This window comes from Cocleimonas flava (assembly GCF_004339015.1).
GTDB lineage: Bacteria > Pseudomonadota > Gammaproteobacteria > Thiotrichales > Thiotrichaceae > Cocleimonas > Cocleimonas flava.
This window is the reverse complement of sequence record NZ_SMFQ01000003.1, coordinates 298,251-320,899: the sequence shown is the minus strand read 5'-3', so window position 1 is coordinate 320,899 and position 22,649 is coordinate 298,251. Positions and strand designations below refer to the sequence as shown.

Annotated in this window: 16 protein-coding genes; 11 read left to right on the top strand and 5 right to left on the bottom strand. The window is 39.8% G+C overall.

The features are described 5' to 3' along the window. The first annotated feature begins 193 nt into the window (after positions 1–193). Positions 194–847: a hypothetical protein gene (locus EV695_RS07480; RefSeq protein WP_131905326.1), complete on the top strand. Its 654-nt coding sequence runs from the start codon at positions 194–196 to the stop codon at positions 845–847. Positions 848–1,031: 184 nt separating this feature from the next. Here the strand turns inward: EV695_RS07480 and rep are convergent, their stop codons facing one another. Next, positions 1,032–3,053: a DNA helicase Rep gene (gene rep, locus EV695_RS07475; protein ID WP_341539027.1), complete on the bottom strand. Its 2,022-nt coding sequence runs from the start codon at positions 3,051–3,053 to the stop codon at positions 1,032–1,034. A gap of 227 nt (positions 3,054–3,280) precedes the next feature. Between rep and EV695_RS07470 the strand changes: the two genes are divergently transcribed. The 3 genes from EV695_RS07470 to EV695_RS07460 all read left to right on the top strand — a co-directional run bounded on the left by EV695_RS07470 (position 3,281) and on the right by EV695_RS07460 (position 6,653). Next, positions 3,281–5,047, top strand: a complete 1,767-nt coding sequence (locus EV695_RS07470; RefSeq protein ID WP_131905325.1) for a CZB domain-containing protein — start codon at positions 3,281–3,283, stop codon at positions 5,045–5,047. A gap of 280 nt (positions 5,048–5,327) precedes the next feature. Beyond that, the gene (locus EV695_RS07465) at positions 5,328–5,759 is read left to right on the top strand and encodes a CBS domain-containing protein (RefSeq protein ID WP_131905324.1); all 432 of its coding nucleotides are present in this window, start codon (positions 5,328–5,330) and stop codon (positions 5,757–5,759) included. A 210-nt stretch (positions 5,760–5,969) separates the two neighbouring features. Next, positions 5,970–6,653: a zinc metallopeptidase gene (locus EV695_RS07460; protein WP_131905323.1), complete on the top strand. Its 684-nt coding sequence runs from the start codon at positions 5,970–5,972 to the stop codon at positions 6,651–6,653. Between the two features lie 201 nt (positions 6,654–6,854). Here the strand turns inward: EV695_RS07460 and metH are convergent, their stop codons facing one another. Further along, positions 6,855–10,616: a methionine synthase gene (gene metH, locus EV695_RS07455; RefSeq protein ID WP_131905322.1), complete on the bottom strand. Its 3,762-nt coding sequence runs from the start codon at positions 10,614–10,616 to the stop codon at positions 6,855–6,857. A 385-nt stretch (positions 10,617–11,001) separates the two neighbouring features. Here metH and ccoN point away from each other — a divergent pair, with 385 nt between their 5' ends. The 7 genes from ccoN (at position 11,002) to EV695_RS07420 (ending at position 19,706) form a co-directional block, all read left to right on the top strand. Continuing rightward, positions 11,002–12,492 carry a cytochrome-c oxidase, cbb3-type subunit I gene (gene ccoN / locus EV695_RS07450; RefSeq protein WP_279388034.1) on the top strand — a complete coding sequence of 497 codons (1,491 nt, stop codon included), beginning with the start codon at positions 11,002–11,004 and terminating at the stop codon, positions 12,490–12,492. A 12-nt stretch (positions 12,493–12,504) separates the two neighbouring features. After that, positions 12,505–13,257 carry a cytochrome-c oxidase, cbb3-type subunit II gene (ccoO, locus tag EV695_RS07445; protein WP_243651526.1) on the top strand — a complete coding sequence of 251 codons (753 nt, stop codon included), beginning with the start codon at positions 12,505–12,507 and terminating at the stop codon, positions 13,255–13,257. 37 nt (positions 13,258–13,294) lie between these two features. After that, entirely contained in the window at positions 13,295–13,519 is a 225-nt protein-coding gene (locus EV695_RS07440; RefSeq protein ID WP_131905321.1) for a cbb3-type cytochrome oxidase subunit 3, read from the top strand. Between the two features lie 2 nt (positions 13,520–13,521). Continuing rightward, on the top strand, positions 13,522–14,499 hold the full coding sequence (locus EV695_RS07435; RefSeq protein WP_131905320.1) for a c-type cytochrome: 978 nt from the start codon (positions 13,522–13,524) through the stop codon (positions 14,497–14,499). Between the two features lie 135 nt (positions 14,500–14,634). Beyond that, positions 14,635–16,041, top strand: a complete 1,407-nt coding sequence (ccoG, locus tag EV695_RS07430) for a cytochrome c oxidase accessory protein CcoG (protein WP_131905319.1) — start codon at positions 14,635–14,637, stop codon at positions 16,039–16,041. 85 nt (positions 16,042–16,126) lie between these two features. After that, a complete protein-coding gene (locus EV695_RS07425) occupies positions 16,127–17,044 on the top strand; it encodes a FixH family protein (RefSeq protein WP_131905318.1) in 918 nt (305 codons plus the stop codon). 244 nt (positions 17,045–17,288) lie between these two features. Then, the gene (locus EV695_RS07420; RefSeq protein WP_131905317.1) at positions 17,289–19,706 is read left to right on the top strand and encodes a heavy metal translocating P-type ATPase; all 2,418 of its coding nucleotides are present in this window, start codon (positions 17,289–17,291) and stop codon (positions 19,704–19,706) included. Positions 19,707–19,710: 4 nt separating this feature from the next. On the opposite strand, the gene rimK is transcribed toward EV695_RS07420, so the two are convergent. From rimK to EV695_RS07405, 3 genes are all read right to left on the bottom strand, one after another. Next, the gene (gene rimK / locus EV695_RS20380; RefSeq protein WP_131905316.1) at positions 19,711–21,087 is read right to left on the bottom strand and encodes a 30S ribosomal protein S6--L-glutamate ligase; all 1,377 of its coding nucleotides are present in this window, start codon (positions 21,085–21,087) and stop codon (positions 19,711–19,713) included. A gap of 113 nt (positions 21,088–21,200) precedes the next feature. Continuing rightward, entirely contained in the window at positions 21,201–21,773 is a 573-nt protein-coding gene (locus tag EV695_RS07410; protein WP_131905315.1) for a DUF1415 domain-containing protein, read from the bottom strand. A gap of 120 nt (positions 21,774–21,893) precedes the next feature. Further along, positions 21,894–22,502: an ankyrin repeat domain-containing protein gene (locus tag EV695_RS07405; RefSeq protein WP_131905314.1), complete on the bottom strand. Its 609-nt coding sequence runs from the start codon at positions 22,500–22,502 to the stop codon at positions 21,894–21,896. Between the last annotated feature and the right edge of the window lie 147 nt (positions 22,503–22,649).

The following is a 22,649-nucleotide window of genomic DNA, read 5'->3' as shown; positions in this document are numbered from 1 at the left end:
TGGTTTATGACGATGATCAAAGTTTAAACAAGGATTTAGGCTACAAAAAAGGTTCAGAAAAACTACTACCGTTCGTCTGCTGATATAGACCAAGCCACATTACTTTCTATCGGTGAGTTTTTGATTTAACTATTCTGTACAAATCGATAGGTGCAGTTAATGCATTTTACAAAATTTAACACAAGGAGTTAGTGTGAACTTATATGTTGCGGAAGAAATGGGAAAGGGAAGTTCATATGTTGCACCGGACCCGCATTTTATAAGTACTATTGCTTTATTCTCCAGTAGCTTGCCTTGGTCAAGATTCAAAAAGTTTTTTGAAACCAAGAAAATGGTTAATCTTTCTGGAAATGAACAATTAATTTTATTGCGTTTGGTAGCGCTGCAAGAAGTACTTTGTCTGGATGATGACGGCCTATTACGTTGGGCTAAACATCAGTTGTTTCTGTTTAGTTTTATGCAGCCAGATTTTCAGCCAAAACTCCCGACAAAAGAATTACTCAATGAATTTAGAAATGAGTTTGATAAAGTCGGTCTGCTAAATCCATTTAGAAAACAATGCCAGCGTTTGATTGCCGAACACGATAATCGTTTACCACCTCTAGATGCGGATGAAAGTGTAGCAACTGCATCATTACTATCAACGGAAGAAAAGCCTGTTGGTAGACAACGCGTTAGTGATACCAAAGTCGATTTACCAAATCTGCCTGCGCACAATGAAGGTGATTGCCCAAATTGTGGTAGTCAAAATGTAATTAAATTAAAACCCTCTCAAGAAGTTTCAAGCCTTCCTAATATTCGTTTCCTTCGTTGTCGTTTCTGTGGCAATACCTTTAGAGAACAATAATATTTAAGCGATATTCTTAATAGGTAATATTTCTTAAGGTAACAAGAGTTAATAAAACCAAACCAAAAAAGAGTGAATAAATAATAAAAAAACGGCCTTAAAGTAGGGGGGTGACTTAATTATTTAAAGTTGCTCTACTTATGCCTATTGTGTTTCTGTCTATTCTGTCAATAGCATTCAGGGCTTAGTCATCAAGCATGGCTTGTAAATTAGAGATATAGGATTGTGCTGTTTCCTGCATTTTCTCAGGAGATACTTCAACACGATCTGCCCATACAACATTCGCATCCGGCAACTCTTCTAAAAATCGGCTCGGTTCACAGCTAAGACGCTCGCCAAACCTGTTTCTCGCTTTAGCATAAGTGATGGTGAGGTGTTGTTTTGCACGCGTGATACCAACATAAGCCAGACGACGTTCTTCTTCAAGGCCATCATCTTCCATACTGTTCGCGTGAGGCAGGATTTCTTCTTCAGCACCAATCAAAAAGACATAAGGAAATTCAAGACCTTTTGCCGTGTGCATTGTCATTAGGCTAATAGCGTTTTCTTCTTCCTCTTCCTGATTTCTTTCCAGAAGATCCATTAGACACATGTGAGCCATAATTTCGGCTAAAGTCTCTTTGCCCTGACCATCTTCATAGAGGCGTCTGGTCCAGTCAATGATTTCATTTACGTTAGCCATGCGTTGCTCTACTTGTTTTTCAGAGCCGGATACATTTTGTAGCCAGTCTTCATAAGCTGTTTCGGACACTATTTTTTCAATTACTTCGTGCGGCTGGGCCTCGTGGCTTTCAGCGATCAATTCATTGATCCAGTAAATAAATCCTTTAACTCTAGCATGTGCTTTTTGCGAAACACGCTGCGCAAAACCCATTTCCTGACTGGCCGTGTATAAGCTGATATGTCGTTCATTTGCATAGTTACCCAGTTTCTCCAGGGTGCTTGCACCAATGGATCTTTTCGGTGTATTGATCACGCGAAGAAAGGCTGCATCATCAGAGGTGTTAACCAATAACCTGACATAGGCGAGAATATCTTTAACTTCAGCGCGTTCAAAAAACGATTGCCCGCCACTAATTTTATAAGCGATGTTGTTGCTTCTCAGGTATTTCTCGAATAATCGGCTCTGGTGGTTACTCCTATAAAGAATCGCCATATCCTGATATTTTGCCTGATCACGAAACGTATATTTCATGATTTCGCCAATCACGGTTTCTATTTCATGCTCGGGATTTTTGCAGGGGATGATTCTGATTTTTTCGCCTTCACCCAGACTACTCCAAAGCTTTTTATCAAATAAGTGATCGTTATTCGCAATCAAGGCATTTGCGCTATCGAGAATCAATGAAGTAGATCGATAGTTTTGTTCTAGTTTCACCACTTTTAAGGTTGGATAATCTTCCTGTAATTGCGCGATATTCTCAGGTTTTGCGCCACGCCATGCGTAGATTGACTGGTCATCGTCACCAACAACGGTCAACTCTTTGCGTAGCCCAGCCAAAAGTTTTACTAATTCATATTGGCAAATATTGGTGTCCTGGTATTCATCGACGAGTAGATAACGTAATTTATTTTGCCACTTCTTGAGTACTTCTGGCTGTTCTTTAAATAATTGCAGCGGTAATAAAATCAAATCATCAAAATCAATCGCGTTATAGGCTTTTAATTGACGCTGATAACTTCTGTACAGTTTTGCGGCGTGAACTTCATGCGCAGATGTAGCGACTTCAAAGGCTTTTTCAGGTGAAACAAAGTCATTTTTCCAGCGCGAGATGATCCAGCGAGCATCATCATCGTTTTCATCCTGATCTTCATTTGCAACTTCATTCATGGTCAATTCTTTGATGATATTCGAGCTGTCTTGCGCATCAAAAATAGTGAAACCTGGTTTATAACCTAAAGCCTTATACTCTTTGCGAATTATGTCGAGACCGAGTGTATGAAACGTCGATACAGTGAGTCCTTTGCCTTCTTCCTTGGTGAGTATTTCCGACACGCGTTCTTTCATCTCACGCGCTGCTTTGTTGGTAAAAGTAATCGCGGCTATATTTTTGGCATTAATTTTGGCGCTCCGAATCAACCAGGCAACTTTTTGTGTGATTACACGCGTTTTTCCGGTGCCTGCTCCTGCTAATACGAGAAGAGGTGAGCCAATATGTTCAACAGCCTGTTGCTGTTGTGGATTCATTTGAGGTTTGTCTGACACGGATAGTATTACTTGATAAAAGAGTCGCTATGGTAGACCTAGATTTGGCCTTTTGCATTATTTGATTACAATTATTTTATTTGTTTGTTTGCAAGATGTAAAACACGCTGTAAACACTATATACCGCTGATCTATTCGTTTTGATAAACAATGAATACTGCATTAATATAGCTATATTGCACATCGAATCATAATTTAATAAAAATAATCGAGTTGTCGGGTTAACAATGAAAAAAGAAAAAGTCATCAGTATTATCAAAAATGCAATTGATACGCATGTCGTCTGGATTAAGCACGGACAAATTCTTATCGATGGATTAAATCTTGAAACTGCTCAAGCGCCACTGAATTGCGATGATTGTGAGTTCCATCTTTGGTTTAATTCAAATGGCACTAGGCTTAGAAAGTTTGGCTGGTATAAAGACATTAACGATATTCACACAAAATTCCATAAGGCTTATAGCGTTTTGTATTATGAATCGATGCGTATGTATAACCCTAAAACACGCGCTGAATTAATTGAGCGATTTAATGATTTAGAAATGCATTCAAATGATTATCAAAAACTTCTTTCTGATGTTCATGCAGAATTGGACGAGATGATCGTCTCTGATTTTGAGGATATGCTGCTTGATGAAGAAGTAGAAGAAGAAAAAGAGTCAGAAGAAATGAGCAAGGAATCAGAATTAAAAGACAAAACAATAAAAACAAATGAGTCGGATCAAAGTTCTGACAATAAATCTGAAATCGTCCTCGAAAATACTGAAAATAAAAAAGAAACCGATAATCAATCTATCGATTTCACAGACAATGTAGAAATTAACAATCAAGATGATTCAAATCTAGAAGATAGTGAACATCAAGAAGTTGAAGAAATAAAAGCTGAATTAGAAAATCCAGCCGAATCTGAAGGTCCGATTTATACATCTAACACCCAGCTAAATCATGATGTAGACAAATTAACTAAAGAAGCAGTGTCAGAAATGCATTCTGAGACGTCCACAAACGAAGATCATAATCAAAATGCTCCCGTTCAAAGCTTTATGTCATCAAATAATAGCAATAATCCTAATCAACAAAGACAGCTGTTAAAGCAACAAGATATTAAGCAGTTAGATCAAGAAATTGAATTAACACAACTGGAGTTGAATCAATTTAAAGAGCGTCAAAAGTTAACTCAACAAAGTATCCAGCAACTTGAGCAGTATTATGCGCTTAAGCATCAGGAAATGGAGATTGATCAACGTGAACACACTGAGTTAGAAACCAGAAAACTCGAAGCGAAAGAACTTAAAGAAAAAGAACTAGCAAAGCTTGATGAGCAGGCTCACAGGAAGATGCAAGAGCTTGATCAACTAGAAATGGTAGATCAAAAGCTAGAAAAGAAAAAAGAGCAAAGTGTTCTATTTGAAAAACAGCAGATAGCTCAATTAGATGAACAAAAAACAAATAAGCTTGAAGACATTAAGCAAATAGATAAGCATCTTGATCTTCGCCAAAAAGATTTACAAAAACTAAAGGATCAGGTTGCATTGGTAGAGCAGGATATTGCTGATCTAGAATCACAAAAAGATGGTAAAAATAAAGATCTTGAAAATATCGAAGAGCAAAAGAATATTAAATTAGAGCAGAGTGAGCTTGAGTCGCAAAGACAGCAAAAACTTGACGAACATAAAGCTGAAGTTCAAAGAGAGAAGCAAAAAGAATTAAATATACTTGAGCAACAACAGCAATTACGCAAAGAAGAGCTGCGAGCTGTAAAACAAGAACTAATCGAACTGGGTCAAAAGAAGACTGAGGTTGAAGTCGTAAAGCAACGTGAAATTAGAGAGCTGGAAGAGCAGCAATCGATGAAACAAGAAGCGTTGAAGAAGATTGAAGAAAATCAACAGTCAAAAAGACAAGAAATCCGTGAGCTTGAAATAAAACAAGAGCAGATAAAAGCCAGTTTACAAGAAATGCAAGAACATCAGGAATTTCATGTCAGCGTGTAAATACAAGCAATAAAAAGTACAAACTTAGTGGATAAGTCTTCAGTAAGTAGTGTTTTACTGAACTAAAAACCCAGTCTATTTAATGAGCATAAAGTCTCATTAAATAGACTGGGTTTTTGCGTTATGAAGCATCACTTTAAAAGAGAAATCGTTTTAACAAGTTATGAAACAAATCATGAAACAAATAGTGTAGCGTGTTAATCCAATCAATTTGTACTATGTTTAAAGGTAGCTTACAAAAAATCTAATGCTTTTTAGTTGCTCTGGAATAGGACTTCTGATGAAAACGATAAATCAAATTCTCGACGTCAAAGGTAACCAGGTATATGTAACAACACCTGAAACTTGCGTCATCGATGCTGTTAAAGAAATGGCAAAAATGAAGTGTGGTGCTTTGATTGTTTTGCAAGAAAGCGACATTGTAGGAGTCATTACAGAACAGGATTTCACCCGCAGAGTACTGTTGAATGATCTTGATACGAATAAGACTAAAGTCGGCGAAGTAATGTCGTCTGAAGTTGCGGTGATTGAGCCACAAAAGACTGTATCAGAAGGAATGGCTATCATGACAGATAAGCGAATTCGTCATCTACCAGTAATAGATTCAAATAATGATTTAATTGGGATTATTTCAATTGGTGATTTAGTCAAAGAAGTTATTGCTGAACAAGAAACGATAATAGGGCAGCTGGAACAGTATATTCATAGTTAGCTTTCATAATCTGGGTTCGATAACCAAAATGTTGTCTATTAATACACTTTGGGAAATTGTAAAAGCCTAATTGCTCGAACCTCTATAGAGAAACACGTACGTAATTCATTGTGTGTTTTTAAAAAAGTATCTCCTTAAAAGTATTCAAACTAGCCTACCGTAAATTTTAAATCGTTTAAGTAAACTATCTCATGCATGTACAATTAGAGGATGCATATTCTACTTTTAGTCATCTTTATTGTATTTATTATTTATGTTCCACAGTGGTGGGCCAAACGCATATTTCAGCGTTATTCAAATGAACAAGATCATATCGATGGTACTGGTGGCGAGCTTGCAATTCACCTTTTAAAACGTTTCGAAATGTCACATGTTGGGGTTGAAGAAACAGAAGAGGGTAATGATCATTATGATTCTGAAAGTAAAATGGTTAGGCTTTCACCCAGTAATTATAATAAAAAATCACTAACTGCTGTTGCTGTCGCAGCGCATGAGGTAGGTCATGCTATTCAGGATGATCGTAATGAGACGAAATTAGCATTGCGTTCAACCTTGGTGAAATCGTCAATTAAGCTACAAAAGTTTGGCTCAGTCATAATGATGGTCATGCCGATTGTTGTAATTCTTACCAAAAGTCCATTGGCGGGTTTTGTATTTATTGCTACCGGATTACTTAGTATTGCAGGTTCGTCAGTCGTTCACTTGGTGACATTACCAGTAGAATGGGATGCGAGCTTTGGTAAAGCGATGCCAATTCTTAAAGAGGGTTATATACGTGAACAAGATCACGCTGCAGTTAACTCAATCTTAAAAGCCGCAGCATTTACTTATATCGCTGCTTCACTCACAAGTATTTTGAGCGTCTGGAGATGGATCGCATTGCTAAGACGTTAAGGCAAAGTATTAGGTGGTAGTATAAGAGTGTTAAATCATTTCTTTAATGACGGCTGAAATAACAGCTCATCGAGTGTATTTAGCAATAAGCACTTGATTGGCATTATCGCTCAGAAAAAAATCCCCCCAAAGTAGGGGGGTGCCTTTTTAATTTTATTTGGTCATTCTGATTATCAAATCCGGACAGTAAATTGAAACTGTTTAAGCATCGTATGCCAAAACAGGTCCAAGCCATTTTTCTGCCTGCTTCATCGTCCAGCCCTTACGTTTAGCGTAGTCGTCTACCTGATCTGGTTGAATTTTACCTGTGCCGAAGTAACGAGAATCCGGATGAGAATAGTAGAAACCTGATACTGCAGCAGCAGGCCACATCGCATAAGATTCAGTGATTTTTAAACCAATCCTGTCTTCGGGTTGTAATAACTCCCAAAGTGTTCCTTTTTCAGTATGCTCCGGACAGGCAGGATAGCCTGGAGCCGGACGTATACCTTGGTATTTCTCTTTGATAACTTCCTCGTTATCCAGATCTTCATCAGCTGCGTATCCCCAGAATACTTTACGCGTTAACTCATGCATTTTTTCCGCAAGTGCTTCTGCGAATCTATCTGCGAGTGCTTCAAGAAGAATCGCGTTGTAATCATCATGATCTTTTCTAAAGCGTTCAATATGTTCTTCAATACCAAAACCAGTGGTTACCGCAAATGAGCCAATCCAGTCGGCTTTGTTAGTATCTGCAGGTGCAATGAAGTCTGTTAGGCAGAAGTTAGGTTGCTGATTGTTTCTGTCCATCTGTTGGCGGATGTTGTGCAGAGTTGTGTGAGAGGTTTTACGGTCTTCATCTGTGTATAAATTAATATCATCGACACCATCGCTGTTAGCAGGGAAGAAGCCAAGTACGGCTTTTCCTGTTAGCCATTTTTCTTTGATAATGCTGTCTAACATTTCTCTAGCATCACCTAGTAATCGGGTTGCCTCTTCTCCAACAACCTTGTCGGTTAAAATTGAAGGGTATCTGCCAGCTAATTCCCATGATCTAAAGAACGGCGTCCAATCAAAAATTTCAGCCAGATTATCAAGTGGATAGTCATTAAACTGCAGTAAAACGCCACCGTTATCCAGTTGTTCAAAAGTATAATCACCAGCTATTAAAGGATCATCGATCTTGCCATCAAAAATAGCAGGTTTAGGTGGTGTGTAAGATGCCCAGTCAATATCAACTTTGTTTGATCGTGCTTGCACTAGCGTAGCTGACTTTTTCTCGCGCTGATTTGCCGCGCGTTTAACACGCATTGCATCGTATTCGTCTTTCATTTCCTGATGAAAAGCTTGTTTGCTTTCTGGTGACATTAATTTGCCAGCAACACCTACTGCTCGAGAAGCATCAGGTACATATACTATAGAACCACCAAATTGAGGATCAATCTTTACTGCTGTATGTATTTTAGATGTTGTAGCGCCACCTATCATAAGCGGCAGTTTGAAATCCTGACGTTCCATCTCTTTTGCAACATTCACCATTTCATCAAGTGATGGGGTTATTAGTCCAGATAAGCCAATTATGTCGCAGTTTTCATCGCGGGCAGTTTGTAAAATGGTTTCCGCTGGCACCATTACACCTAGATCAAGCACTTCATAGCTATTACATTGCAGCACGATACCTACGATATTTTTACCGATATCATGAACATCGCCTTTTACCGTAGCCATTAGGATTTTGCCGTTGGTACTAACTTCGTTGCCTTCTTTTTCAGCTAATAGATAAGGTTCTAACCAGGCAACTGACTTTTTCATTACACGAGCTGATTTTACCACCTGAGGTAAAAACATTTTGCCATCACCGAATAAATCGCCGACGACATTCATGCCGTCCATCAGTGGACCTTCGATAACGTGAATAGGGCGCTTTAATTCCGCTAGAGCTTCTTCAGTATCGGCATCAACAAAGGCATCTATGCCTTTAACTAATGCATGTTCTAAGCGTTTGCCAACAGGCCAGGTGCGCCATTCCAGATCCTGTTTGTTTTCTTTTTGAGTGCCATCACCGACGTAATTAGGAGCAATATCTATCAGTTTTTCAGTCGCTTCCGGATATTTGTTGAGTACCACATCTTCAACGACATCGCGTAATTCTTTGGGTAAATTATCATAGACTTCTAGCTGACCTGCATTAACGATACCCATATCCATACCGTTTTTAATGGCATGATAGAGGAACACGGAATGAATCGCTTCACGTACAGGGTTATTCCCTCTGAATGAGAATGATACATTAGACACACCACCCGATATCATGGCATGCGGAAGAGTATCTTTGATCGCTTTCGTGGCTTTAATAAAATCGAGCCCATAGTTATTATGCTCTTCGATACCTGTTGCGATAGCAAAGATATTAGGGTCAAAGATAATATCTTCAGGTGGGAATCCAGCTTGATCTACCAAAACGTTATAAGCACGAGTACAAATTTCTACTTTACGTTCGTATGTGTCTGCCTGACCGTCTTCATCAAAGGCCATCACCACGGCTGCAGCGCCATAACGTTTAATTAATTTGGCTTGATGTAAAAAGTTTTCTTCACCTTCTTTGAGTGAAATCGAATTTACAATGGCTTTACCTTGAATACATTTAAGGCCAGCTTCAATAATTTCCCATTTAGATGAATCTACCATAATAGGAACGCGGGCAATATCCGGTTCAGCTGCAATTAAATTGAGAAAACGTACCATGGCTTCTTTTGATTCCAACATGCCTTCATCCATGTTGATATCAATAATTTGAGCACCGTTTTCTACTTGTTCTTTAGCAACTTCAAGGGCGGTATCATAATCACCGTCTTTTATGAGACGCTTAAATCTAGCAGAGCCAGTTACGTTAGTTCTTTCGCCCACATTAACAAATAAGCTATCACTACCAATATTGAAAGGCTCTAAGCCAGATAGTCGACATTCAACGGGGATATCAGGAATTACGCGAGGAGCTTTGTTTTCAACGGCATCAGCAATAGCTTTAATGTGTTGAGGGCTTGAGCCACAACAACCACCGACAATATTAAGAAAGCCACTTTCAGCCCATTCTTCAATGTGTTCAGACATTTGTTCTGGTTCTAAATCATATTCACCAAATTCATTGGGTAAACCAGCGTTAGGGTGTGCAGATACATAGGTTTCACTGATACGTGAAAGTTCTTGTACATATTGACGCAAGGCATCTGGACCAAGTGCACAGTTTAGTCCTATAGAAATCGGCTTGGCGTGTTTCAATGAGTTATAAAAAGCTTCTGTGGTTTGACCTGATAATGTTCTACCCGAAGCATCTGTTATCGTTCCGGAAATCATCACCGGCAGTTTAGCCTGATCTTCGGCGAAGTCTTCTTCAAATACGCTTTCAACGGCAAATATTGCTGCTTTTGCATTTAACGTATCAAAAATGGTCTCAATTAAAATGATATCGGCGCCACCTTCAATGAGACCTCTGGTAGACGACATATAATCTTCTACCAAATCATCAAAACTGATGGCTCTGAAACCTGGGTCATTCACATCAGGAGACATGCTACAGGTTTTACTGGTTGGACCTAAAACCCCAGCAACAAATCTTGGTTTCTCAGGGGTGGAAAATTTATCAGCGGCTTCGCGTGCCACTTTTGCTCCTGCAACGTTTAGTTCATAAGCAAGATTTTCCATTTCATAATCGGCCATACTGACACGTGTCGCATTGAACGTATTCGTTTCAATGATATCGGCGCCAGCCTCAAGATATTCTTCGTGAATTTCACCAATAATCTGAGGCTGCGTAATGGCCAAAAGATCATTATTACCTTTAATATCCATGTGGTAATTAGAAAATCTTTCGCCACGGTAGTCTGCCTCTTCAAGCTTGCGGCGCTGGATCATAGTGCCCATTGCACCGTCAAGAATCAGGATGCGTTTTTGAAGAATCTCTTGTATTTGTGATATTTTATTCATTAGACTTGTATGGTCGTGATTGGATTGCGTTTTATACGTTATTTAATACCAATTGCAAGTAACATTATGACGTATGTAGCTAAGATATGGTCGCCTTTTGAAAATTAAAAGGTTTTTCGTTGCTTTTTATCCTCTTGTAATCGCTATAATGAGCGTTTTGTACATAGATTTTATGTTGCTGAATTATTTAGAGTCTGCGATTTTGACCTATATCAATTTAGTTTCAAATCAAATCTATATAATGCTTTTTAGGCTGAAGAATCTTGGTTTATTATTTTCATTTTTGAAAGTTTTGTTGTATTCTCGCGGCAACCTATTAGCAGGTACTAATATACTTAATTATTAGTATTAATTTATAGAATATTTAAATTTACATTGAGGGTGAATGATGGCGCAAAGTGCAGCTATAGACGGCGCGGGGATAGGCATTTCAAATGCTTCAAGCGTTGAGGCGACTTATCTAGAAAAGTATAATTATGACATAGTGAAGAAATTCGCTCTGATGGCAATATTCTGGGGCATCGCTGGTATGTCTGCGGGAACTTATATTGCCTCTGAATTGGCTTGGCCTTTTCTGAATTTCGATATCGCACAAATCACGTTTGGCCGTTTAAGACCATTGCACACAAGTGGTGTTATTTTTGGTTTTGGTGGTAACGCATTATTTGCGACTTCGTATTATATTGTACAGCGCACCTGTCAAACGCCTTTATGGGGCGGTAAATTAGCCGATTTTACCTTCTGGGGCTGGAACCTGGCTATTGCAATCGCTGGTGTCGGTTACCTATTCGGTATCACGCAAGGTCGTGAATATGCTGAGCCAGAGTGGTACGTTGATCTATTGATCGCTGTTGTATGGGTTGTTTACCTAGTTATCTACACAATGACTCTGTTAAAACGTAATCAGCCTCACATCTATGTTGCAAACTGGTTCTTTATCAGTTTTATTCTTGCCGTTGCACTGCTTCATATCTTCAATAATCTTGCTGTACCTGTTAGCTTCTTTGGCGTTAAGTCTTATAGCTTATTCTCTGGTGCTCAAGATGCGATGACACAGTGGTGGTATGGGCACAACGCGGTAGGTTTCTTCTTAACAGCTGCTTTCCTCGGTATGATGTATTACTTTGTTCCTAAGCAGGCTGGGCGTCCGGTATATTCTTATCGTTTATCGATTATTCACTTCTGGGCATTAAGCTTCATGTACATGTGGGTAGGTACTCACCATTTACATTGGACTGCAATTCCTGACTGGACTTCTACTCTAGCTGCAACTTTCTCAATCATGCTATTGATGCCTTCATGGGGCGGTATGATCAACGGTATCATGACTCTATCTGGTGCCTGGGATAAGTTACGTTCTGATCCTATTATGATGTTCTTGATTACTTCATTATCTTTCTACGGTATGTCTACGTTTGAAGGACCGATGATGTCTCTTAAGAGTGTAAACGCACTATCTCATTACACTGACTGGACTGTAGGTCACGTTCACTCGGGTGCATTAGGCTGGGTTGCAATGGTTACATTCGGTTCTTTCTACCACATGATTCCGAAACTTTGGAATACAACTATTTATAGTCTTAAACTTGTCTACATACATTTCTTCTTAACGACTATTGGTATTCTTTTATATATCACAGCTCTATGGGTATCTGGTATCGGCCAGGGTCTAATGCTTAGAGCGTTTGATGAATACGGAAACCTTGCTTATAGCTTTATTGAAACTGTTGTATTCATGCATGGTCCATTAGTAGCAAGAGCGATAGCAGGTATGTTTATCGTTACAGGTATGTTCTTCATGACGTACAACATATGGATGACAATCGCTAAACGTAACACTGTCACTGATGAAGCAACATCAGCTGCTAAGGCTTAAGGAGATACAGCCATGATGAAACACGAAAGTATTGAAACTAATGCAGCGTTGTTAATAGTTTTAACACTAGCAGCAATTAGTATCGGTGGATTAGTTGAAATCGTGCCTTTGTTTTATATCGAAGGTACTGTTGAAGACGTAAAAAATGAAGATGGTAAAGACGCTGTTCGTCCTTACACACCTCTAGAGCAACTTGGTCGTGATATTTATACACGTGAAGGTTGTTACACCTGTCATTCACAAATGATCAGACCTTTCCGTGATGAAGCATTACGTTATGGTCATTATTCATTAGCTGCTGAATCACAGTACGATCATCCATTCCAGTGGGGATCAAAGAGAACAGGACCTGATCTGGCTCGTGTTGGCGGTAAGTATTCAAGTGCTTGGCATACGAAGCATTTGATGGCACCTCGTTCGGTTGTTCCAGAGTCAATCATGCCTAATTACCCATGGTTAACTGATAAGTTAGATTACACCGATGTTCAGGGTAAAATGCGTGCTTTAAAAGCTGTGGGTGTTCCTTACTCATTATCTAAAATTGAATTTGAAGCAAATGTAGAAAAATTCGGTGAAGAAGTCGCTAAGAAGTTAGATATCAATGCGGCGGAAGTTAACTTAAAGGCTCAGGCTAAATTAGGTAATTATGATGGTGATCCTGAAAATTTGACTGAAATGGATGCGTTAGTTGCTTACTTGCAAATACTAGGCACGATGATTGATTTCAGCAAACATGATGAAGCTGAGTTTGTGAAGTTTCGCTAGAACTTCACATATCAAAGTAACATAAGGTAATAATCAAATGATGAATGATATTTTCGATTGGTTCATGGTAATGGCAAATAACAAGAGTGTAACGCTTGTGATATTTGTTGTTACCTTCACTGCGATCATAGTTTATGTCTATGGCAGTAAAAAACGCAGTGCACGCCTAGAAGAATATCGAAATATTCCTTTTCTCGATGATGATAACGATATTCATCAGGAAAACGTAACTGGAAGTAAAAAAAGTACAGGTGAAAAATAATTATGTCTGATAACAACTCTGAGCAACATAAGATAACAAAAGATCCAATTACAGGGGCGGAAACAACTGGCCACGTATGGGACGACGATCTTCAAGAGTTTAATAACCCACTTCCACGTTGGTGGTTATGGGCGTTCTACGGAACAATCATATTTACAATCGTTTATTGGGTTATTTACCCAAGTTGGCCTACAGGTCTTGCGAAAGATGGATATATCCCTGGTACGAGTACTTTAACGTTCAAGTCTGACAAGATAGAAGACGGTAAAAGAACCATAGCAGCAGGACCAGAAGTAACGACTCACTGGAATACACGTGCATTGTTAGCTGTTCAAATGCAAACTGATCCTAACGAGTTGAAGCGTCAGGAAATGGTTAAAAAAGTTGCCGCAACACCATTAGATACGGTTGCTAAAGACCCTCAACAAAGTGCTTTCGTTTTGGCTTATGGTAAAGGTATTTTCGGTGATTACTGTGCAGCCTGTCATCAGGCGGGTGGTCAAGGTGTTATCGGACATTATCCAAATATCATCGATGATGCATGGTTATGGGGTAGCGATAGTGCGGATATCGAAACTACTATTCGTAAAGGCAGAAAAGGTAATATGCCTGCTCAGAATACCCTATTAAATCCTGAAGAAATCACAGAAGCTGCTAACTATGTATTGAGTTTATCTGGTGAGCCGGTAGATGCTGGCTTAGCCGCGAAAGGTAAAGTTATATTCGAGACTAAAGGTTGCTCAGGTTGTCATATGCCAACGGGTGTTGGTATGAAGGCTTTGGGTTCAGCTAATCTGACAGACAAAATCTGGACGCAAGCTGATGTACCTGGTGCTAAAGATATGGCTGCTAAAATTACTGCTGTTGAGCATGTTATAGCGAATGGTATTCAACGTGAAATGCCTGCTTGGGAATCACGTTTAAGTAATGATGAAATTAAAGTGTTAGTTGCTTATATTAAATTACTCAGTTCTGAATAGTTTGGCTTAGTAAGAGTTTGGGGTAAGACTCATACTTTTTAAATATTTACGGCCGGTTTATCCGGCCGTATTTAATTGTAAATAACGTATTAGGTAAAAGTTAGAACCTATTAAATATTATGGCGGATAATAATAATGAGTGATTTTCCTATCCCGGTAGTTGCAGAATCTGTGACTATCCATCCACGTTCTATCAAAGGTCGTTTCAGACTGTTTAAATCTGTAACGCTCTATATGGCGTATCTGGTGTATTTCATTTTGCCATGGATACCGTGGTCGAGACCTGTAGGTGATCCGCAAGCTGTTCTTTTTGATATGACAGCCAGAAAATTCTATATTTTTGGTTTAGTTGTACATGCACAGGATATTTTCTGGTTAGCAGCCCTGTTATTTTTAGCCGCTGTTTTATTGTTTTTTTCAACAGCATTAGTTGGACGTGCTTTCTGTGGTTACTTTTGTTTCCAGACTTTATGGACAGATGCATTCCGCTCTATAGAAAAAATGATTCAGGGTGACAGGGTGAAGCGCATACGCTTAGACAAGTTACCTTGGAATGGAGAGAAAATCCTTAAAAAAGGTACAACGCATTTTCTATGGTTATTTCTTGCATTCTGGACGGGCTTATCTTTTATTCTTTATTGGGGTTATGCACCTGATCTGATTGTAAAATTCTTTACGGGACAAGCTTCTTCGGTCGCTTATTTCACTACATTTGGTTTAATGACAACAACGTATATTGCCGCTGGTTTGATGCGTGAGAAAGTATGCCAGCACGTGTGCCCATACTCTCGTTTTCAGAGTGTGATGATCGACAAAGATACTTTGGTCCCTGCTTACGATCCTGAAAGAGGCGAAGGCACAGCCGGACGAGCAAAACCCGTAAAAGCATTAAAGACACAGGAAGCTCGAAAAGAAGCGGGTGTGGGCGATTGCGTAGATTGCGGCCTATGCGTTCAGGTCTGCCCAGTGGGTATCGATATCCGAGATGGTATGCAATACGCCTGTATTCAATGCGGGTTATGTGTTGATGCCTGTGATTCGATAATGGATGCACGTGGTTGGAACCGTGGTCTGATTCGTTACGAATCTGAAAATGGTCTAGAGCACGGTAAAACACACTTCTTCAAGCTGAGAACCTACGGTTATGGCTTAGCCATGATTGGTGCAATAGCATTCTTGATGTGGAGCATGAGTGGTAAAAAGATTGTCGAAAGTACAGCAAGACAAATTAGAAGCCCGTTATATGTTGTTTTATCCGATGGACGTATTATGAATAGATACGAACTTAAGGTAGATAATAAATCAATGTACGATGCAAGCTTTAGCCTGAGTTTAAAAGGTCTTGAAGGTGCAGAAGTAGATATGGGGCAGATTAAAGAAGTATTTTTAAAGCCTGATGAAAAGCAAAGAGTCATGGTTAAGGTCAGAAGAAAACCAGGTGAATCATTGACCAATAATACTGAATTTAAATTTGTTCTTACGCCTAAATCAGGTGAAGTTAAAGAACCGATATATATAGAATCTCAATTTATAACGCCTTAGTGTAACTCCGGCTTATAGTATGGTTTATAGCTATTCGACTGGCAATTTAGATAATAAGCAAGCATGTAATATAGAGTACTAATTAATGAGTAATTACAATCTCGTAGTAACCTTGGGTTTTGGTTCACTACTGGCATTTTTCCTTTTCTTTGTTTTTTACAAAGTCATCCGCTGGGGTGGAAAAATGTCTGCGCTCGCAACAGCTGCATTAATGCTATTAATCTATGTGCCGTTATCGGTTACGCATTGGGTAGGCATCGACGTGTTTGCGATTCACTTTGCTTTCTTTATGATGATTCCTTATGGACTCGGTATCATTACTGGAGTTCATGAAGAACGACGTTTGATAGAAGGTGAAGAAATTAAACGTGGAATGCATTGGGCGCCAGGAATCATCATTGTATTTTTTATTCTATTAGCCACAGTAGATAGTTTTATTATCTCTTCAGCTACAGGTGGTTTAGATACCGGTTTAGCAAAAATATTATTACCTAAAGCAGCGAGTGATGATATTGGCTCAAACATCAGCTCTCAATTTACGGGTGCTGTATCGAATGATCTACAAAACAAAGAAAAGAATTTTGACACTTATGTGCTGCAACTACAAAAGCAGCGTGAAAGGGGTTGGAGAGTATCGGGTGGATGGGATAGGTCTCCTATGTTAAATACCAGCACCAATTTTAATTTGATCGTTAAAGACCGTTCGGGTAATGCAATAAGTGATGCAGATGTTACAGCTGAATTTAGGCGCACATCTGATATGAGTTATGACCAGCTATTTAAGCTAGTTGAAACGGATAAAGATAATAATGCAGGCAAATACTCTGTGCCTGTTTCCTTGCCATTAAAAGGGTGTTGGTCAATGAAAATCCTCGTTACTAAAGGGGAAGACATTCACGAGATCAAAGGGCAGACTGAAGTGTCGTATATAAATGATGGTAAGCTTGTCACCCCGGAATGTGCTGAAGGTGAGCCAGATGTGGAACAAAAGCGTTTACGTTAATAGTTTGATCCCTTTGTTACAAAAGCAGACTATTAAAAAAATGCTTCAAAGTAGGGGGGTGTGTTTATTCTCTGGAATGGACATACTGCCCAGCATGACTATTGCAAATCAACGAGCCTGTAACAATCTACGATCGGTCTTTGTGGCGCTTATAAAAAATAGAAAAGCCACTCCCCCACTTATAGCCACTTTTTTAAATTCATTCTCACAACAATCTCTCAATTACGGATAAGCACACTCACGTATGTCACAAGATTGTTTTCACTGTGGACTCCCTGTTCCAAATGGCTCTTCCTATTATGTTGTTATCAACGATAAGCAACAGCCAATGTGTTGCACGGGTTGTAAAGCGGTTGCTGAAGCCATCGTAGAAAACGGTCTTACAGATTTTTACAAACACCGTACGACTAACTCCAAAAAAGCAGAAGATTTAATCCCAGAGGAACTTGTTGTTTACGACAATGAGTCCTTACAAAAAAGTTTTGTGCATTCAGAAGACGGCACTATTCGTGAAGCATCCCTTGTTTTGGAAGGCATTGTTTGTGCCGCCTGTGTCTGGTTAAACGAAAAGCATGTATTAGCGTTACCCGGTGTTATTGAGTTCCGCATAAATTATTCAACAAGTCGGGCTAGTCTAAAATGGAATAATGATCAAATTAAACTCAGCGATGTTTTACAAGCGATTGTTGATATTGGCTATAGTGCACATCCTTTTGATCCTGGTCGCATGGAAACTCTGCAGAAGAAAGAAAAATCCATTGCGCTAAGACGCATTGCGCTTGCTGGTATGGGAATGATGCAGGTAATGATGCCGGCAATTGCTATTTATATTGGTGAAGACACGGACATGTCTGAATCCATGTTGCATTTCTTGCGCTGGATTAGTTTGATCATTACAACACCCGTGGTTTTTTATTCATCGCGGGTGTTTTTTACCTCTGCCTGGCGTGATCTAAAGAGACGTCATTTTGGTATGGATGTACCTGTGTCCATTGCCATTGGTAGTGCCTATCTGGCAAGTATCTGGGCTACGGTCACTAATACTGGTGAAGTGTATTTTGATTCGGTTGTGATGTTTACCTTCTTTTTGTTGCTGGGACGCTTCTTTGAGATGGGAGTTAGGCACAAGGCCGGGCAGGTGGCTGATGCCTTAGTAAGATTGCTGCCACAAACAGCCACCCGTTTAGAAAAAGATGAAAAGGGTAATGAAATCCAGAATGTAATCGCTGCGAATGAATTATCACTGGATGATAGAGTGATTATTAAGCCCGGCGAGACAATACCAGCCGATGGTAAAGTCGTCGAAGGGTCGAGCAGTGTCAATGAATCGCTACTCACCGGCGAGAATATGCCACTACAAAAACAGATCGGTGATGAGCTTATCGGTGGTACCCTGAATGTAGAAAGCCCATTGACCATGCAGGTCATGAAGTTGGGCGATAGCACTATGCTGTCTTCTATCATCCGTTTATTGGATAGAGCCCAAAGTGAAAAACCTAATCTGGCAAAGTTTGCCGATAAAGGTGCCGCCTGGTTTGTGCTGGCATTACTCGCTGTCGCTTTAGTGGTTTTTATCGCATGGTGGTTTATAGATCCATCACGTGCCTTCTGGGTAGCTTTATCTGTACTGGTGATTACTTGCCCTTGCGCTCTGTCATTGGCGACTCCAGCCGCTTTAACGGCAACAACGGGTAATCTGACACAAAAAGGCGTGCTCACCACCCGCGGCCATGCACTGGAAACACTAAGTAAAGTCACACACGTGATTTTCGACAAAACAGGCACATTGACACATGGGAGACATCAACTCATTGGTATTGATGTTCTGGGTGAGAGTAATGAAACACGATGCAAACAATTAGCGGCAGGACTCGAAGTGGCATCCGAACACCCCTTAGCGAAAGCACTTTCAGAAACGAGCAGTAGCCATCAGGTATTCGAAAACTTGTCTGCGGTATCGGGTAAGGGTGTGGTTGGATTTCATCAAGGTGAAGAGTATCGCTTAGGGTCTTATCACTATGTAAATCAGTTAGCTAATCATGATTTGCAAGATAGTAAGTTAGATCACGTTATCGATACTCCCATTTCTACTGTCTATTTAGGCAAGCAAGGTCATTGGTTGGCGGCTTTCCATCTGCAAGATGAGGTACGAGAAGAATCAAAGTCTGCGATACAATCATTACTACAAGCTGGCATCGATGTGAGTCTAATAAGCGGCGACAATGAAGCCGCGGTAAAATCAGTGGCAGAAACACTCGGTATAAAAAACTATCAGGCGAAATTACTACCCGCTGATAAGCTCAATCATGTGCAAGCCTTGCAAGTAAAAGGTGAAGTGATAGCGATGGTTGGTGATGGCGTGAATGATGCGCCAGTGCTCGCCACAGCTAATGTGTCTATTGCTATGGGTAAAGGCTCGCAGCTGGCTCAAGCCAGTGCAGATATGATTTTATTGAGTGAGGACCTGAATCAGATTCCTGCGTCGATAAGCTTGTCTAAGCGTATGCAAACCGTTATCCATCAGAATTTTAGTTGGGCGATTATCTATAATGTTATTGCAGTACCCATTGCTGCCATGGGTTTTATTACACCCTGGATGGCAGCAATTGGTATGTCTATGAGTTCGCTATTGGTTGTGTTAAATGCATTACGACTCAAGTAAGAAATTATGCAGGTTTCTTCCAGCGTAATTTCTTTTCGATAGAAGTAATCACCATACCAGCGATATCTTTGCCAGTCGCTGTTTCAATACCTTCCAGACCCGGTGAAGAATTCACTTCTAAAAGCAAAGGTCCTTTCGAGGAACGGATAATATCAACACCCGCTACTTTCAAACCCAATGTTTTAGCTGCATCAAGTGCTAGCTTGCGTTCTTCCTGACTAATGCGAACAACCGATGCGGTGCCGCCTAGGTGCAAATTAGCTCTAAACTCGCCCGGTGCTGCCTCGCGCTGGATGGTGGCAACTACTTTGTTGTCGATGACAAAGCAACGCAGGTCTTTACCGTTGGCCTCTTTAACAAACTCTTGTACCAGTAAATTGGCATGCAGAGCTTTAAAGGCGTTGATAACACTTTCTGCCGCTTTGCGAGTTTCAGCCAAAACCACGCCACTACCTTGCGTACCTTCTAGCAACTTAACAATTAACGGTGCGCCACCCACCATATCAATCAGATCACTGGTATCAATAGGAGAATTTGCAAAGCCTGTGGTTGGTATATTCAAACCTTTTTTAATCAGCAACTGTAGCGAAAATAATTTGTCGCGTGATTGTGTAATCGCGGTCGATGTATTGGTGGTGTAAATCCCCATACTTTCAAATTGACGCGCTAAGGCACAACCATAAAACGTCATGCTAGGTCGGATACGGGTAATTACAGCATCCAGATCATTGAGCAAACGTCCACCACGATAATGAATTTCTGGTTCTTCAGCATCCATTTTCATGTAACAGTGACGCATATTCAAAAAAGTCACTTGATGGCCATGCTCGGCAGCGGCTTCCATCAATCGTTGATTACTGTATAACTTAGGATTGCTTGCCAATATGCCAATTTTAAGACCGTCTTGAGGTTGCTCATGGCTGCCATAATGTGCTTTTAGTTGGTCCTTACTGATAAGACCCAGATTACAACTTTCCGCAGGATCAACCAGCATACGGTGACGCATCGCTTCACGTCCCAATAGCATGCGATAACCCATTGAATCACGGTTGGTCAGGGTTAACTCTACATCCCAGGAATGTTCGCCGGCACTTAACTGGGTGCTGATAACATAACGTTTTTCAGTCGTTCCATTGGAGCTTTTGATATTTCTTCTGTCGACGACAGCGGCTTCACAACGCACAACGGTACGTCTGTTGTTTTGTAGTGGATGAACTTCAAAGGTTACCCAGGGCGTACCATTACGCTTAAAGGTACTGATGTTATCGGCGTGTAACGATGATGTTTTAGCACCCGAATCTACGCGTGCTTTAATTGCTGGAATGCCTAAACTAGGAAAGCCAAGCCATTCTTCACTTCCTACAATTATTTTTTCATCCATCTATGAATCCTTTATTTAGCGTTTATATTGTATGTTTGGGTAAGGGTAAACTTTAATTTATCACTTAAGAATAGCGTTAAATTATTAATAAATCATGAAAATTTATTTGTGGCTTAGATACACTCTGCTAATAGTTTCTGCATAGTCTCTAGGCCTAAACTTCGTGTTAATTCGATATTACGTTCAGGGATGTTTTCAGGGTTAGGGTAACTCTCTAATACTTTCTCTAAACTTGCTTCACGAAGAATATGTAGCATCGGGTAGGGTGAGCGATTGGTGTAATTACTTGGGTCGTTTTCATCAGAATCAGCAAATAGATATTGGGGGTGAAAACTGGCTAACTGATATATGCCCTCATAACCTTGTTTGTGCATTAAGGCATCTGCTATCTCCACAAAATCGAGGTAATCATCAAAGTCTGAAAGTGAATCAGGAAATATTAACAGGGCTGTTTCGATAGATGCATCATTGTCGAGCTTTTCACAATTGATGATCAGTTGTTCCAGTTGTTGTTCTGTTTGCTTTCCTTCACCGGTTTGCTGGATGAGTTCGTAATGGATTGTATTATTGACGAATTCGCGTTTGGCAAACGGACAAATTGAATGTTCTATGATAACCGTATTTAGCCAGTTTTTGGTGTGTGTAATGGCTTCGGATTTTGTAACTGATGTGGGTTTAGTAGTCATCGCTGTATTGTAAAGACACCCCCCCACTTATAGCGAGTTTTTTGTTATCTGTTTTTAGATTAAGTGTTTTAATTCACTTGCTGGATGACTTGCTTAGTAACTCAATTGAAGTATTGAGGGTTACAGCGTTCGTACTAAATGGGTGCGGTCGAGTAGGGCGCCGTATTCTAATAATATATTAACCGCTTCATTGTTACCTTGGTTGATAGCAAAGGTTAACGGCGACGTGTTGTCACTAGAATGGGTATTAGCATCCGCACCTTGTTCTAATAAATACTTGATCATATTGTTGTTTGCCGTACGCACCGCGCAGTTTAATGCGGTTTCTTTAAAATGATCCTCAAGTTCAATATCGGCGTCATGATTCAACAGTAATTTCACCATATTCATATTGTTCACGATAATGGCAAAGTGCAGCGGTGACTGACCTCTAATAAGAAAATTCACGTCATAAGAAGATTCAACGATCACCTTTAAGGTATCAAAAATATTATTTTCGATTAAGGTGACGATGAGTATTTGCTGGTGTATTTCACTGAGTTGATAAAACTTAGTGAGTATTTCATTTCTATTGTTATGTGTGTCGTATATTGAAATGATTTCTTCAATATAATCGTACAAGGTGATTTCAGTATCATCATTATGATGCCCGACAGTCTCTGTATGTACTTTCGGAGAAGTTAATGGCTTAAGCAATTTAAGCGTAGATGCTAAAGATGGGAATTTCATAATCAGTGGTTTATTGTTCTTCTTTTACTTTTAAAACGGTTGTGTTGTTAATACAAAGAGTGAAATTCATTGTAAAACACCGTTACTGAACTGATCGTTAATGAGTGAGTAAATATTTATATATTCTCGCTAATAAGCCACCCCCCT

Coding starts and splice junctions, on each gene's coding strand:
- EV695_RS07410 (WP_131905315.1), bottom strand. CDS start 21,773: ATGACTACTAAACCCACATCAGTTACAAAATCCGAAGCCATTACACAC.
- EV695_RS07435 (WP_131905320.1), top strand. CDS start 13,522: ATGTCTGATAACAACTCTGAGCAACATAAGATAACAAAAGATCCAATT.
- ccoN (WP_279388034.1), top strand. CDS start 11,002: ATGATGGCGCAAAGTGCAGCTATAGACGGCGCGGGGATAGGCATTTCA.
- EV695_RS07405 (WP_131905314.1), bottom strand. CDS start 22,502: ATGAAATTCCCATCTTTAGCATCTACGCTTAAATTGCTTAAGCCATTA.
- EV695_RS07440 (WP_131905321.1), top strand. CDS start 13,295: ATGATGAATGATATTTTCGATTGGTTCATGGTAATGGCAAATAACAAG.
- rimK (WP_131905316.1), bottom strand. CDS start 21,087: ATGGATGAAAAAATAATTGTAGGAAGTGAAGAATGGCTTGGCTTTCCT.
- EV695_RS07465 (WP_131905324.1), top strand. CDS start 5,328: ATGAAAACGATAAATCAAATTCTCGACGTCAAAGGTAACCAGGTATAT.
- ccoG (WP_131905319.1), top strand. CDS start 14,635: ATGAGTGATTTTCCTATCCCGGTAGTTGCAGAATCTGTGACTATCCAT.
- EV695_RS07425 (WP_131905318.1), top strand. CDS start 16,127: ATGAGTAATTACAATCTCGTAGTAACCTTGGGTTTTGGTTCACTACTG.
- metH (WP_131905322.1), bottom strand. CDS start 10,616: ATGAATAAAATATCACAAATACAAGAGATTCTTCAAAAACGCATCCTG.
- EV695_RS07460 (WP_131905323.1), top strand. CDS start 5,970: ATGCATATTCTACTTTTAGTCATCTTTATTGTATTTATTATTTATGTT.
- ccoO (WP_243651526.1), top strand. CDS start 12,505: ATGATGAAACACGAAAGTATTGAAACTAATGCAGCGTTGTTAATAGTT.
- EV695_RS07420 (WP_131905317.1), top strand. CDS start 17,289: ATGTCACAAGATTGTTTTCACTGTGGACTCCCTGTTCCAAATGGCTCT.
- EV695_RS07470 (WP_131905325.1), top strand. CDS start 3,281: ATGAAAAAAGAAAAAGTCATCAGTATTATCAAAAATGCAATTGATACG.